Genomic DNA, 14983 nt, shown 5'->3' with positions numbered 1-14983 from the left:
GGTCTGACGGCTTAGCTCATTGGCGGCTTGATCCGGTAGCTGACCAGGTACAGCGCGGGCAGGAAGAATAGCGTCAGCAGCGTGGCGATTGCGATTCCGCCGATCATGGCGATGGCCATGGGACCCCAGAATACTTCTCGGGCAATCGGGATCATGCCCAGGCTGGCGGCGGCTGCGGTCAGTAGAATCGGTCGACAGCGATGCTCGGTGGCTTTGATCACCGCCGTCCATGCGCTCTCACCCGCAGCCATGAATTCGTCAATCTGAGTCACTAGAATCACCGAGTTGCGGATGATGATCCCGATCAGCGCCAATACTCCGAGAATCGCCACGAAGCCCAGTGGATAGCCTGAAATCAACAGCGCGGCGACCACGCCGATCAGCCCCAACGGCACTACGCTGACCACCAGCAGGAGCTTTTTGACGCTGTGCAGCTGGATCATCAAAAAACTCACTACCAGCAGCAACATCAAGGGCACGACCTTTAGAATCGGGCCTTGTGAACGGGCGCTGGCTTCGACTGCGCCGCCGGTCGCTACCGAGTAGCGTACCGGGAGGCGCGTACGGAAGGCGTCCACGTCAGACTTGAGCTGTTTGACCAATGCCGCTGGCTGCAACTTGCCGATTACGTTGGCCTTGAGCGTGATGGTCGGCAGGCGGTCACGGCGCCAGACCAGCGGTTGTTCCTGCTCATAGCTGAGGCTGGCAAATGCCAGCAAAGGAACCGTCGAGCCACCCGGTGTAGGGATTTGCAGGCTGCTAAGCGTCTGTATCGAGCTGCGCTCATCGCTGTCGGCGCGGCCCACCAGATCGACCAGATAGGTATCGTCACGCACTTGGGTAATGGTCGTGCCGCTGACCAGGCTATTGAGAATCTGTGCCACGTCCTCGGAAGACAGGCCGAACTGGCGAACCTTGTCCTGCGCAATGTTGATTTTCAGCACTTTGCCTGGCTCGTTCCAGTCGTAGATGACCTGACCAATAGCCGGGTTGGCGTCGAGAATGGCGGCCAGCGCCATGGCCTGGCTGCGTACCTGCTCGATGTCGGGCCCACTGACTCGGTACTGCACGGGCCAGCCTACTGGCGGCCCCATGTTCAATGGCTGAACGTAACCACCAACGCCAACGTAGTCGTCGCGCAACCGCTGGCGCAAGCGTTCGATCAGGCGATCTCTCGGCTCACCGCCCTGGCTGACGATGACCAGTTGGCCGTAGAAAGGGTTGCTCAGTTGCTGGTCCAGCGGCAGGTAAAAACGCACCGCTCCTTTACCGACGTAAGAGCTCCAGCGCAACACATCAGGGTCATCCTTGAGCGTGGCTTCGAAGCGGTCCATGGTCCGGCGAGTGCCATCGATGGAGCCGTTTTGCGGCATGTAGATATCGACGAGAATTTCCGGCCGGTCGGAGTCAGGGAAAAACTGATTCTGCAACAGCTTACCGGCGAACAGGGAGGCGATAAACGTCAAGATGGTGATACCGATCACCCACCACCGGTATTCAAGCGCGCGTATCAGCAATCGACTGAAAGCCCGTGTCCAGCGGCCGGGTGGGGCATGTTTTGCAGATGCTTTGAGAAGGTGCACGCCAATCAGCGGCGCAAACAGAACCGCGACCAGCCAGGAAAGCAGCAGCGCGACGGCAATTACGGCAAACATGGTGAATACGTACTCGCCCGCCGAGCTGGAGTTCAGGCCGATGGGCACGAAACCAGCGACCGTGACCAGTGTGCCGGTCAGCATCGGAAACGCTGTCGAGGTGTAGGCAAAAGTCGCGGCCTGTTGCAGTGAATCGCCGCCTTCCAGGCGCGTGACCATCATCTCGACAGTGATCATCGCGTCGTCCACCAGCAAACCCAGAGCAATAATCAACGCGCCGAGCGAAATGCGCTGCATGGTGATGCCGCTGTATTCCATGAACACAAACACCAGCGCCAGGACCAGCGGAATGGAGCATGCAACGACCAGCCCTGCGCGGATCCCCAGGCTGATGAAACTCACGACCAGCACAATCAGAATTGCTTCGAACAGTGCACGTGTGAAACCGCCAATGGCTTTTTCGACCACTTCGGCCTGGCTGGACACCAGATGCACATCAATGCCCAGCGGCAATTCTGTGGTCAGCTCATCAATGCGCTGCTGTAACTGAGTGCCGAAGGTCTGGATATTGCCGCCTTGTCTCATGGCCACTGCCAGACCAATGGCCGGTTGGCCATTGAAACGAAACAGGGAAGAGGGCGGGTCGGCATAGCGTCGCTCGATGGTTGCCAGATCGCTCAAGCGAAAGAAACGGTCGCCAAAGCGCAGATTGACCGCCTGCAGATCATCTTCGCTGGTGAACTGCCCACTGGCGCGCACTGCGATGCGTTCCGGTCCGGCTTCCATGACTCCGGCTGGCGTCACGGAATTCTGTGCCTGAAGGCTCTGCAGTACCTGGCGCTGGTCGATGCCCAGCGCAGCCAGTTTGCGAATCGAGAAATTCAGGTAGATGACTTCGCGCTGAGCACCGAGCAACTCGATCTTGCCCAGGTTGGGCACGCTGCGAATATCGGCGCGGACCTGCTCCACGTAGTCGCGTAACTGGCGAAAGGACAGGCCGTCAGTGGTGAAGGCATAAAGGCTGCCGAACACATCGCCAAACTCGTCGTTGAACACCGGGCCTTGAATGCCACTTGGCAATTCACTGCGCACATCGCTGATCTTCTTGCGCACCTGATACCAGGCCTGGGGGATATCTGCGCTGCGGGTTTCACTTTTGAGAAACACGAAAATAGTCGACTCACCGGCCAGCGTGTAGCTTTTCACGTAATCCAGTGCGTCGATTTCTTCGAGCTTCTTTTCCAGGCGATCAGTCACTTGCTGCAACGTGTCCGGCAAGGTCGCACCCGGCCAGCGTGCCTGGATGACCATGGTCTTGATGGCAAATGAAGGGTCTTCTTCGCGGCCCAGATTCATGAAGGACCAACTGCCCATCAGCAGCGAAACGAACATCATGTACCAGACCAGCGTGCGATGCCTGAGCCCCCAGGCGGACAGATTGAAACGCTCCTTCACAAGCCGACCTCTCGTTGCATACGAATCTTCTGTCCGGCCTGTACGGCGTTGACTCCGGCAATCACGACCTTGTCTCCCTCTTGCAGATCGCCGCTGACGTGCACATGACTCTCTGCGCGGGCCAGTACGCGGACCGCGCGCGAGTGCAATGTCGAGGTGAGCGGGTCGATGACCCACACGTGCGTCTGGCCATCACGCTCCAGTACTGCGCTTTTTGGCAACGTACGGAATTCCGGGCGGGCACCACTGATTTCGACCGTCACGGTCGAGCCCAGCCGGAAGCTGTCGGGCGTGTTCTGCAGCGCCAGTCGTACGCGCTGGGTGCGCGTACTGGCATCGATTTGCGGGCTCAGTTGACGGATGCTCCCGCCGACTGAAACCTGGTCGTTCAACTGGGAAATCACCCGTATATGCAGGACGCCGCTCAACGAAGTCACGCGGTCGACCGGCAGGTCCACGACGGCCTCACGGCTGTCTGGACGCGCCAGGCTGACTACCGGCTGGCCCGTCGCCATGACCTGGCCGACTTCGGCGTGCCAGTCGGTTACCAGTCCGTCAAACTCTGCCAGCAGACGCGTGTAGGAAACGTGATCATTCGCCTGTTGCACGGCATTTCGGGCTTGATCGCGAATCGCCTCCTGGGTATGCATATCGTTACCCAGTTGGTCCAGACGCGCGCGCGAGCCGACGCCGCGTTCGAACAATTGCTGATAGCGTTGTTGCTCATCGCGAGCCTGTAGCCAGGAAGCCTGGGCCTTGCTCAGTTGCGCCTGACGTGCCCGCAGTTGGTGCTGTTGATCGCTCGGCTCAAGCGTCGCCAGCAGTTCGCCCTTGTGCACCCGGTTACCGATCTGTGCATGTCGTGTGGCCATCCTGCCTGCCACGCGGAACCCCAGAGCCACTTCGTAGCGGGGCTGGATGCTGCCAGCGAATCGTCCGTATGAGGTACTGTGTTGATCGACTATCTCGGTGAACAGTACGGGCCGCCCAACGGATTCGCGAAGCGGCTTGTCGCGACAGCCTGGCAGGGCGATCAGCAGCGCGCCGATTAGCCAGTATGCGTTGATCGTGTTTGATGGAATGCCCCGGCAGCTCATGGCTCGCGCTCCGATGAAGTCATCGCGAGGACTGTTTCTTCGACCGCTTCTACTCGTTGCCCGGCATACAGAAACTGAAGGCCTCGCGAAACTACTCGATCGCCTGCTTGCAGGCCTTGCGAGACGATCACTTGACCCTGCTCATAGCGCAACACCGTGACGACCTGCAGGCTGACTCTGGACTCATCGTCCACCCGCCAGACAGCCGGATGGCCCCGGGATCTACTCAACGTTGACCACGGCAGTGCAAAGGCTCGCTGCGAGCGACTGTGCAGACGAGCGCTGACAGCCGTACCCAGCATTGGTACCGAGGTCGAATCGGGTAATGAGACGCGGACCCGTAATGTGCCGCTGGAAGCGGACACAATCGGGGTGATTTCGCGAATGGTCCCAAAGAGTTCGACATCCGGTCGGGCCAAGGAACTGATTGTGACACCACCGCCAGTCTGGTCTGCGCCCAGCAGTGATTCGTAGGCTGCAAATACGGCTTCGCGCTCGCCGTCATGGACAAGGCTGAATACAGGGGTAGCCGCCTGAACGACCTGGCCCTCTTCGGCGTGCCGCGCGGTGATCACGCCATCCGCAACTGCCACCAGTTCGGTGTAGCCAACCTGCTCACGTGCGTTGGCCTGCTGCGCGGTGAAGGCAGCAAGATCCCCGCGCGCGCTCTCCAGGCTGGAGCGTGCCTGCTGGTGCTCGCTGAGGTTGGTATAGTCCTTGGGAAGCAATACTTGCTGACGCTGAAAGTTCTGCTCAGCCAGGCGTAGCCGAGAGGCGCGTACCGCGACTTCAGCATTCGCTGATTCGAGGTCGCTTCTCTGCTCCCGAGGATCGAGCCTGGCCAGCACCTGATTGGCCCGGACACGGTCGCCCACATCGACAAACCGCTTGATCAGTTTGCCGGACACCCGAAAGGATTGATCGGTGACCTTGCGTGCCTGAATGTCGCCGCTCAGCACCACGCTCGTGGAAACGTCCAGCAATGCTACCGCTTGGACAGCGACACGCACCTGGGCCTTTTCCGGTTGTTTATACGCAGAACAGCCGCCCGTGACGAGCGACGACGCGACCAGCGCGCAACCCAACGACACGCGACACTGGGCTATCAGAAGAACAGGCGGGTACAGGACTTTTTTGCGGGCACGACGGTACGAACCCAAAACACATGCAAGGGGGAAAGTCATCAACGTGGTTGGCCATTGCTCGGGAAAACAGCGCAGCGCTCGCCCGACAAAGCCTTGTGGGCCTGCCGGGCGTCGGTTTGGGTGGATCAGGCCATTGCGGTAGCGCTGGGCCATTCCTCATTGCAGGCTTGCGTGCCTAGAAATGCCAGCACGTTTTTTTGCGAGTGGTGCCAGGCTGCCTTGCTCTCCAGATCAAGAAAGTGCCCGGTGTCCGGAACTACGTTAAAACTGCTTCGAGGGATGTAGTCAGAAAAAAGCCGAGCATCTTCAACGGTGGTGTATTCATCTTTTTCGCCGTTAATGAATAACACCGGGATTTTGATAGATGAAAAACGCTCCACGTAGTTGCTGGCGCTTAGTTGGCGAATCTGGCTGATGTGAAAGTCGATCTGGCCATATTCGTGCTCGGCCAGACTGATCAGGTGCTTGTAGTTATACAGCTTGAACAGCCGGGGCAGGTACTTGCCGACGGTGTCATTCAGCAGAGCACCGATCTTGCGTTTTTCGCGAGCTGCTAGGTAAACCTGCGCCTTGTCAATGTAGTCGAGCATCGGCTCATTGAGGACCGGTGAAAACGAACTGATGATCGCCTTTTCAACCGATGCAGGGCATTCCGAAAGCGCCAGAAGCGCCGATACACCGCCCCAGGACACGGAAAGCAGGTAATTGACCTGAAAACGCTCGATCAGTTGGAGCAGGATGCCGACCTCGTCCTCTTTGGTGACGATCATGTCATCGGAGTTGTGTGCCCGCGACTGCCCCGAAAAGGGAAGATCGAACAGGACAAGATTGTAGTGCGGTTGCAGGTACTTGACCGTCTGCCCGAAAGAGCCAGTAGTCGATAGCGCGCCATTGACCAGCAAGATGGTTTTTACATGGCTGCCTTGCCAGTAAGTTTCGGTGTAAACCTTGTACTTCCCTACGTTTGAAATAGTTGATTGCGCGCCCATGACAGCCTCCCAGCCGATGTCGATCCTACGAAATTAGTTCAGCGTTCTCTGCATTGGCAGCCATGCCAATGCCTCGCCCGGTTTGCGGCGAAATCCAATGAGTTTTTTATTATGGGTGCATCGGGAAACAGAAATCCAAGTGCCATAGAGAACCCAGAGTGACTGGACCGACAAGTCACTGGCGCCACAAAAATGCCGAACCGTTCACAATTCGCGCTCTGACGACGTTGGGATGTCCATCCGAGTAATCTGTCTTATTCGCTGAAAAATGCCCGTTCCGATTGAAAAAGCTCACGTATTGAGAGGAACTTGTGCTGGCTGAAACGGTCCAGCCAGCGCTGTTTTTGAAACATAAAGTTACAAATTAGCGCTTGGCAGTACGCGCCAGATTATTATCGAAACGCTGAAAGCCCCCAGTCAGACACTCCAGCTTTGTCAAAAAGCAGTCATGGCATTGCAAAGTCGATCAAGTAAAACGTCGCCGTCGATAGCCCTGGCAAGCAGGACTATCGCAACCGACTAAAGCGCGGCGGGTAACCGGAACTCACGAAACAGCTTGAATTCGAAGGGGTGGGGCGAGCGCTGGCTCGTGAGTAGGTAATTAGCCTGGTGGCCTTCAATGTCGGCCTTGAGCATCAGCGCGTTGCGCCCGTGATGGACCTCGCTGTCCATGCGCTCGATCAAGCGAAACAGCGACCACGGCCCGCTGTTTTCCTGATAGCCCACGCGACGGCCGCCTGGTTGCTCGACGACCAGGCTTGCGACGTGATCAGCCTTGGCGTCCGGCCATCGCAGGGCAAGCGGTGTGATCGGTCCATGCCGGTATGCCAGCTGTTCATGGCCCACTCGAAAGTCAGCACGAGTCAGGTTCTGGTCCAGTGAAAAGGCTTCCAGGCGGAACTTGATGAGCGGTCTTTCTGGGGTTTCGCTGAAGAAACGCTCACGAATCATGTGCACTCGGCCGATCTGTCGAATCGTCGCAGGAGCAACTGGCAGATGGCGACCATCCATGCTGGTCAGCGCGTAGTGATCAGGTGAGCCACTAACGAACGGTCCGAGGTAACTGTCGAAAAAGCGTGCTGCGGTTCCGTGTGCCTTGAAAAAATCCTGAAAATCGTTGATTGCCACGTCGCTGGTACTGTCCATGGCGAAGGGATAGCGCTGAGCCAGCGTATCTTTGTAAACCGGAAACAATTCGTGCTGATACCGCTTATTGATGTGTCGATGGGCATCTGCCAGCACCAGCCGCCATATGTCATCTGCCAGATCGTCCAACCATTCGCCAAGTGGAGGTGGCAGTCGGGATGCCCCATTGCGTAGCCTGGAAAGCGCATCAGACTGTCCGCCCATGCGTGACTTGGCGAAATCGAATGCAGCCTTTTCTGTCTGGTTTGAACGGCCCAGCGACGTCAGCTGCAGATTGATGTCATTCAGCGCGTGCAGCACGTAAGCCAGTTCTGCGGCAGGCTGGCCGCTTTCATCAAGCAATCGATGCAAAGGCTCGAACCGACGTTGCAATGTATTGCGGGCGTTTTGAGCGAGTAAACCAGGCTGCGCCGTGGAGGACGAAACTTCCGGTGTCGAGTCGTTGGGTGCGGTTGGCAACCGGGTCTGTTGGTGTAGTTCTGCCAATAGTTTGAGCAGCGGCGATTGAGCACCAGTGAGCTGCGCTATCTGTTCTGCACCATGGGAGATCGTGTTCGACGGCGCACGATTTATCGTCGCCAGAACCTCGTTCCAGTGATCGGCATAGTCCCGTAGGTACAGCTGCTCCAGTTCCAGTATTGCGGCTTGCGCATCGGCCCCTTGTGACAACCGATCTTTGCCCATGATCCAATCATGATGTGAGCCTGCGTGGATCAACATCGCTCCCTGAATCAGAAAATACTGTTGATAGGCATCACGGGTATACAGCCCCGGGACTGTTGGCCCGACATCGCTGAACAAGGTGCCGTGCGGATCAATCCGACGATTCACATGATAGTCCGGCAAGCTGCGGGCCTGTTCCTTGAGCGCCAGGTAAGACCGCTCGGCCAGCGACCAGGCGCCCAACGCGGCACGTGCCTCAGCGAGCAGTGTCTGATCCAGGCCAATACGTGCGGGTGCTTGCAGCAGGCGTTTCAGGTGGCTGGCGAGCTTTGCCAGGATGTCGGGCGGCACTACATGCGTGGCACGCCATTGCGAGGTCAACTGCTGGGTCAGGAATGTTTCGTCACGGCGGGCCAGATCATCGAGCATCAAATAAGCGCGCAGGCTATCGAGCAGTTGCTCGGGGTGGTTCATGCTGTCGCGCAGGCCAACTTCCAGTTGGCGCGCGACCAGCGGCAAGAGCTGATGTTGGAGTTCGTCCTGGTAGGCGTCGTTCAGTACCGGGAGGGCTGCCGCACGCTGAGCCATTCCAAGCGTGTCCAGCGGTGTGCCACGCCGGTCGATGGTTTCACGTGCAGCTTGCAGGGTTTCCAGACGAGGGAGCAGGGCAAGGACATGCTGGGATGTCGGGGTTGACCGGCTGGCGTGTGTCAGTTGTTTGCCCAGGCTGTTCAGTTGCATCAGACGCTCGCTGTGGCGTACATGATCAGCGGCCCAGTGCAGCGTCAGCAACCCGGAACAGCCCAGCAGGGTGACGCACAACGTCAGTTGTCTCCAGCGGATGCGGCTGACCTGCCTGTGATCAAGGGCTGCCAGGCCAGCCTCGGGGAATATGATCCTGGTGAATACGTCATGCACAAAGCGCGTCTGGCCAATCAGCGCTTCCTTTCGTTCGCCCTCTTGATACAAGGCGGTCGAATCAAGCGGACCGTCACTGATCGGGGCAGGCGATGCAGGCGCCTCAGAATGCGTGACGCTGCATAGATAAATTCCGCGCAGAAGGCTTGCAGGCTGGTAGCGGTTTGCGCTGAAAGCGTGCTCTACAAATGTCTTCAACGGAGCGATCAGCCTTTCCAGCTGACGTGGGAAATCGATGATGTGTCCCACACGTCTGCGCTGCTTTGCCAACTGCGCACGCTCTATCACCTGCTCACTCAGGTGACTCAGCAGATCGGCAATTTGCTGCTCAAGCGTTGCCACATCAAGATGAGCGCCATCACTGCAGGCGACACCAAAAACCTGCTCGCTTTGCTCCGGCCCTGGATTGTCGTAAAAACAGTCGAATCCGCGAAGCAGGTCTGCCTTGCTAAGCACCATGTATACGGGCGGCTGGCAACCCAAGCGTTGTTGAATATCCAGCAGACGGTTGCGAACATGCTGGGCAAGGTCAATGAGTGGTGCCTGGTCCTTGGCCAGTAATACATCCATCGGTACGGTAACCAGCACGCCATTTACTGGCATACCGCGTCGACGCTTTGCAATCAGGCTGAGCAGTGTTTGCCACGTCTGGGCAGCGCCTCGGGTTTCCTGTGTCAGGCAGTGTGCAGGGGTGTCCAGCAATACGCCTTGTTCAGCGAAATACCAGTGACAATCGCCGGTCGATTCGGGCGGCCTGCTGGCCTTGCTCTGCCGAAGGTTCAGTGGCAGGTCCAGGCCCGAGTATTCAATCAGGCTGGTCTTGCCGCTGGCTTGCGGACCCAGTACCAGATACCAGGGAAGAGACATGCGCCAGCGTTCGTCGCGGCGGTGATAAAGAGGTGTTTTGGCCAGGGTCCGCATGGCTTGTCGGAATGCCATGCGTAACGCGATGACGGCGTGCTTGTCCTGCTGGGCAGTTGATCCGCTCTGATCAATTTCGAGCTGATCAACCGACTCGTTGTCCCGGTTGGCATGTCTCGAAGTCCGCCACATACGCGATAGCCAGAACAGAGCCCATGCCAGGACCAGTCCTGTAACAGTTGCCAGTCGTGCGGATGAAGCCGCCAGCGGCTGTACGCCATCGAATGCCAGTCTCGATCCGAAGATCCATGTCAGCAGGCCGATAACCGCTATCGACAGCAGGCTCCAGATTTCAGGCCATTTCAGCACAGCAGCCAGTCGGATCAGAAAGGGCATCATGGCGCAGGCTCCGCGCCGATGGAGTGCGCGTTCGGCTCAGGCGACTGGAACGGCACAAGAGCAGCTTCGCGCTGCTGCGTAAGGTTCCAGGCAAATCCCATGTAAATCAGACACAGACTCAGGAGCGTCGCACCCAACAATGGCACTGCCGGTATTCGAATAATCGTTCGGGTCTTGATCTGGCTGGTCGCAGGTTGGACGCGTGATACCGATCGGCATGCATCGCCGCGCACACGTTTGAGGCATTGATAGAGCTCATGGCGCAGTTGCCGCAACTGATTGCGTCTTTCCGCCGACGCGGCATAGCGGCCTTCAAAGCCCAATGCCAGACACAGATAGATCAGCTCGAGTTGATGGATATATCGGGCGGGGGCACTCAGAAAGTGCTCAAGCAGCAGGAAAAATTTCTCGCCGCCGAGGCTGTCATCGTGAAAGTCCTGCAAAAGGCTGTTGGTTGCCCAGTTGCTGTTTCGGCCCCAATCGCGGGTCAGAACGGTCTCATCGGCCAGGCTGCACAGCAGATAGGACGCTACTTTTACCTCTGCGTGCTCGACGCCTGCGTCGATCGCCTCGCGGGCGAAACCTGAAATACGCTTACCCAGTCGCACTCGCAATTTAGCCAGTGCTGTTGGGTCTCCATGCGGTTCAAGGCGAGCCAAGGTGGACAGCAGTCGCGAGGCCGCCGCCACCAGTGGGTTGTGCTGGTTGGCCCGCAGCGGTGCTTTGCGGGTGTCACGCAGGTAAAAACGAGGGTCGAGATCGGTATAACGTGCCAGAGCTGCATCTGGCCCGATCAAGGAACTGAGGTCTTCATAAATGTTGCCAGTGCTGGCAGACGATGAATGGATCATGAAACACGCTCCTTGCGATATCAGTGATCAGGCGGTTTGGCGTACAGATCCTTGTTGTACATTGGCCATTCTTGCGGCGTGCTGGATGTCCGCCAGTTGCAACCATGCATTGACCAACGCATCGAGATCAGACCGACTGGACTGATCGCCGAAAACATCCTCCAGGCTTATGGCTACAGTGGCCTGGGCTCTCAAGCGCTTTTGGGCCTGGCTCAGGTCTGAACGCTGTTCGCGCTGCATGGCGAGAATCCCGTTATGGCTGTCTCGGTAGTAGTGACGCAGTTGCGTTTCGGTCAGGCGGTAGAAGCGCTTGTCATGGTGTGAGCGCAGATTATGGCGAAATCGGGTATACGACTCGGGCTTCCACTGGCGCAGGTTGTCTTCGAGCGGATCAATCACTTTGCTGATTTGCTTGCGCTCCTGCTCGGTCAGCAAGGCGCCGTTGCGTTCACGTATGGCGGCGATCCATCGGATCAGCGTCGTCAGTGCCGCGCGGCTGTAGCCGGCGTCGCTCGAGTGCTCGCCGGCCGACAGAATCTGTCTGAGGATCGACTGCCTGTCTGGCATGTCGCCCTTCAGATCAATGTCCCCGGCCAATTGCGCACAGGCTTTTTTGCCGATGGCTGCACAGCCTGGTTGCCAGAGAATCGCGCTGTAGCCGTCTGCGTTTTTCTTGCGCGGCAGATAGTGGCGTTGTTCCCCATGGTGCTCGTAATTGTCACCGCGCAAATTCATCAATCCGCCCAGCAGTACTGCAGTCGCCATGAGCGGTGTGCCTATGGAGGCGACCATCATCGCGGTACCTGGCAGCAGGGTCATCCAGTTGCCGTCCATCCAGGTAGAGGGTACGCCGGGCACCGGGTCGTTATGGTTGACAATCCGGTGATGCACGAGGTCCTTGGCGGCTCGCACAAAGGCGCTGTCACCCGAGCGTGGCGCGCCGTAGGTGTAGAGCACGACCTTGTGTTGCGCCGACATCCGACGGATCCATTCTGCGGCAAGCACGGCAATGGCGCCGCCCAGACTGTGGCCGGTGACAAGAATGGTTTGCTCCCGGGTGTAAAAAGCCTTGAGGTAGTCGTCGATAAATTTTTTGAGAGAAACGAATGCCTGATGGAAGCCGCGATGTGCCTGCCCCAGCCCATCCTCATGCGGGATTTGCAGCGCATCTGCATCGCGAAGTGCGTCGGGCAGGAATTCCTGTGTTCCGCGTATGGCAATCAGAACGACACTGTCGTTGTGAGTGATAAACGCTTGTGTGTCGGTTTTGTCATTCAGGAAGTGGACATTTTCTGGGCAGTCCCAGCCGTTGGCTTTTTCTTTAACGTAACGCTCAGGGTCATAGGGCACAATTTCCAGACGTTTGGAGTATGGCACTTCCTCCCAAAGTAAATGATAAGGTCCTGCACTGTTGAATAACGTCGGTTTTTCCAGGTGGGCCAATTGGTTATGCAATACATGGCCGATAGAACCCTTTTGTAAATAAGGCGGTAGAGTCGGAGGCTCTTCCGATTTGCGTTTTTTGTTGAACGGTCCGTATGAGAAGGTGCTCATGATCGACAGTTGGTAGTTATTGAGTGCGCAAAAAGATGCGCTTGTCGAAAGTACCGGGTTGTAGGCACGTAGCGCTTTGACTTCAATTACATGGTGCTGGCGCGGCTCCAGCGGCACGCCAGGCAGGTGGTCTTTCCCATGCCTTTTCAAAATATCGTTGACGGTGGCGATCAGGAACGGGCTGGGACGATGTTCTTTTATTTCAAACTCGGGCAAATGTGCAGCCTCGCCCTTGGGGACAAAGTCACGAACCTGCACGTGATAGAAGACCGCCTTTTCGCGTTCTGCGCGCTCGCGCGGCAGGTGCGGGTCTGAAGGTTTTCGGTGCGCTGAGGGAGGTTGTTCGGCGGCCACCTGAAGGGCTGAAAGGGGCAGTGGAAAGGCTTCACGAATCTGCAGTTCTTCGTACCAACTGTCCCCGCGTCCATTGTTCCTGGCGCTTATGTCGAGAAACACAGGGCCGTCATAACAGGTGGCTAATTTTCCATATCCCTCTTCGTCAGTTTGACCGTCGTAGGTTTGACCTTGTGCGTCATGAAGTGTGTAGTCCAGCCTGGTGTAGGGTTCGCCATTGCCATGCTCGTCAACCAATCTGAAACTGACCCAGTTTCCTTTTAAAGGACATGTTTCCTGAACGCTTGGTCCGTTGATACTCATAGGCTTACTCCATGCAGCCTGGATAAATAGAACAGGTCTGACCGTCCATATGGAAAGTCTTGAACAGGGCGGGTACCTGGCAACGTTGATAGCCTTTTTTAGGCAGGCAGGGTTTCCATCCGTTAGAGAACTTTATCCAAGTATCACGTCGTGCAGGTTTCTCCTCCACATTCGAATCCACTATAAGATTCAGTGTCTTGTTTTTTAACTCGTCACGGTTCAGATAGGCGCCGCTGCTGTTGCATATCAAGCGTTTATCGATGCCAATGTAAATTCTGCTTTCCTGGAAAAGAAAACCGCATTGAGTTTCAACGTTCAGGATTCCGGAAGCAGGGAACGCTGTATAGTCAGATGAGGGTTTGTTACTTATATAGAAATTTCCCCTCCCATACGCTTTCTGCCATTCCAGCGGTCCGTGGCGCGCATTGATTTCCAACGACAGTCTTCCCAGTTTCATTGGGCACAACCCTTTGGTGTAACTCAGGGGTATGTCGAAATCGAATGATTGGGGTTTGTCGCTGATGTCTTCTGTGTAATGTTGGGAGTGGCTGCGGGTGACGGTTTCGCCTGGGGTGAACGTAGGGCTTTGACAACTTGGGCTGTCCGGGTTTTCGGGGCCGTACAACGCGTAGACGTCAATTCCGAATTCAGCCGGCAACTGCCCTTTGAATGTAAACGTGTCCCAGCCCCGATGAGAGGACGCGGCGACGACGACTTCCTTGGCCAGGCTTCCGGCAAAATGACAGCCACCTGACGAAACGATTGCGATGCCGAGCAGTGCGGCACGCATGGATGTATTCATGTGTGTTCTTCCATGACGGTAAGTGTTGCGATGTTGTGTCTGACGCGCTGAAGGTGCCGCTCGGGTGTTTCGCCTTGGATCGGGTGCCAAAGTCCATGGGCGGCAAGCGTCGGATCCAGCCTGTTCTGTACGAGAAACAGAATGTCTTCGGGCGCGTTCCATCCCCACCCGGTGGCGAGTTCGAGCTGATCTGTCAGCCAGACGTTGAGGGTTGTGTTGACAGGCAGTCGCGCAGTGGATGTGGGGTGGTGTTGCCACAACCAGTTTTCCAGCGCACGCAGTTCGATGGCGTGGCTGGCTGCCTTTGATTCGGTCACCTGCGTCCAGGGGGTAGCAAAGGGTGGCAGATAGAGGGCAGGGCGCTTGTTCTCGAACTGCAGCCATGCTTCGCCGTCCCAGCACAGCGCTTGCGCCAGCGGACCCAGCAGCAGCGGAATATGGTGGGCATCCAGTGCGCTCAGATGGCGGACCATGACCCGGTTGTCCTGGAAACGATAGAGCCAACGCTGGTCAGCGTCGCGGATCACCATGCGGTCACGCCAATGCCGTGCGAGCTCCGCCAGGTCCAGATTGTCTGCGCTGCCGATCCAGCCCCAGTTCTGCTCTGGATGTTGTAACAGGCGCTCGATAGCGGGCGTCGTCGACGGGTCAATTCTTATCAACCAGGGGCTTTGGGCCAGCAGGCTATCGAACTCCGTCCCCTGAAACAGGCGCAGGTAATCACGAATGGGAGCGAGGCTGAACAGAGTGGCGATTGCATCGGGTGCGGCCAGCGTATCGACGGTCAGTACCAGTTGGCGCTTGCGACGGTACTGCTCAGCCAGCCACTGCGAGGGTTGAAGCGTCATAAG

General features: G+C 57.3%; 9 protein-coding genes. All 9 read right to left on the bottom strand.

Annotated features, from left to right (window positions below; all coding sequences use genetic code 11):
- Nucleotides 1-11: 11 nt before the first annotated feature.
- The 9 genes from KDX37_RS18060 to KDX37_RS18020 all read right to left on the bottom strand — a co-directional run bounded on the left by KDX37_RS18060 (nt 12) and on the right by KDX37_RS18020 (nt 14980).
- Entirely contained in the window at nt 12-3050 is a 3039-nt protein-coding gene (locus tag KDX37_RS18060) for an efflux RND transporter permease subunit (RefSeq protein WP_231654073.1), read from the bottom strand.
- Entirely contained in the window at nt 3047-4147 is a 1101-nt protein-coding gene (locus KDX37_RS18055; protein WP_231654072.1) for an efflux RND transporter periplasmic adaptor subunit, read from the bottom strand. The genes KDX37_RS18060 and KDX37_RS18055 overlap by 4 nt, the downstream gene beginning before the upstream one ends.
- Nucleotides 4144-5331 (bottom strand): efflux RND transporter periplasmic adaptor subunit, encoded by a 1188-nt coding sequence (locus tag KDX37_RS18050; RefSeq protein ID WP_406642743.1) that lies wholly within the window; start codon nt 5329-5331, stop codon nt 4144-4146. Before KDX37_RS18050 ends, KDX37_RS18055 begins: the two co-directional genes overlap by 4 nt.
- 86 nt (nt 5332-5417) lie before the next feature.
- Nucleotides 5418-6281, bottom strand: a complete 864-nt coding sequence (locus KDX37_RS18045) for an alpha/beta fold hydrolase (RefSeq protein WP_231654070.1) — start codon at nt 6279-6281, stop codon at nt 5418-5420.
- A 519-nt stretch (nt 6282-6800) separates the two neighbouring features.
- Complete coding sequence (gene tssM, locus KDX37_RS18040) at nt 6801-10268, bottom strand: type VI secretion system membrane subunit TssM (RefSeq protein ID WP_231654069.1); 3468 nt, start codon at nt 10266-10268, stop codon at nt 6801-6803.
- On the bottom strand, nt 10265-11119 hold the full coding sequence (icmH, locus tag KDX37_RS18035) for a type IVB secretion system protein IcmH/DotU (RefSeq protein WP_231654068.1): 855 nt from the start codon (nt 11117-11119) through the stop codon (nt 10265-10267). The genes tssM and icmH overlap by 4 nt, the downstream gene beginning before the upstream one ends.
- Before the next feature lie 27 nt (nt 11120-11146).
- Nucleotides 11147-13330 carry a lipase family protein gene (locus tag KDX37_RS18030; RefSeq protein WP_231654067.1) on the bottom strand — a complete coding sequence of 728 codons (2184 nt, stop codon included), beginning with the start codon at nt 13328-13330 and terminating at the stop codon, nt 11147-11149.
- Nucleotides 13331-13334: 4 nt separating this feature from the next.
- A complete protein-coding gene (locus KDX37_RS18025; RefSeq protein ID WP_231654066.1) occupies nt 13335-14132 on the bottom strand; it encodes a hypothetical protein in 798 nt (265 codons plus the stop codon).
- Entirely contained in the window at nt 14129-14980 is an 852-nt protein-coding gene (locus KDX37_RS18020; protein ID WP_231654065.1) for a DUF4123 domain-containing protein, read from the bottom strand. The genes KDX37_RS18025 and KDX37_RS18020 overlap by 4 nt, the downstream gene beginning before the upstream one ends.
- Between the last annotated feature and the right edge of the window lie 3 nt (nt 14981-14983).

This window comes from Pseudomonas californiensis (assembly GCF_021147775.1).
GTDB lineage: Bacteria > Pseudomonadota > Gammaproteobacteria > Pseudomonadales > Pseudomonadaceae > Aquipseudomonas > Aquipseudomonas californiensis.
The sequence above is the reverse complement of the archived record's forward strand: the minus strand, read 5'-3'. Positions and strand labels throughout refer to the sequence as shown.

Bases quoted from the DNA above. Each gene is read 5' to 3' on its own strand.
- KDX37_RS18055 (WP_231654072.1), bottom strand. From the start codon at position 4,147: ATGAGCTGCCGGGGCATTCCATCAAACACGATCAACGCATACTGGCTA.
- KDX37_RS18050 (WP_406642743.1), bottom strand. From the start codon at position 5,331: ATGACTTTCCCCCTTGCATGTGTTTTGGGTTCGTACCGTCGTGCCCGC.
- KDX37_RS18045 (WP_231654070.1), bottom strand. From the start codon at position 6,281: ATGGGCGCGCAATCAACTATTTCAAACGTAGGGAAGTACAAGGTTTAC.
- tssM (WP_231654069.1), bottom strand. From the start codon at position 10,268: ATGATGCCCTTTCTGATCCGACTGGCTGCTGTGCTGAAATGGCCTGAA.
- icmH (WP_231654068.1), bottom strand. From the start codon at position 11,119: ATGATCCATTCATCGTCTGCCAGCACTGGCAACATTTATGAAGACCTC.
- KDX37_RS18030 (WP_231654067.1), bottom strand. From the start codon at position 13,330: ATGAGTATCAACGGACCAAGCGTTCAGGAAACATGTCCTTTAAAAGGA.
- KDX37_RS18025 (WP_231654066.1), bottom strand. From the start codon at position 14,132: ATGAATACATCCATGCGTGCCGCACTGCTCGGCATCGCAATCGTTTCG.
- KDX37_RS18020 (WP_231654065.1), bottom strand. From the start codon at position 14,980: ATGACGCTTCAACCCTCGCAGTGGCTGGCTGAGCAGTACCGTCGCAAG.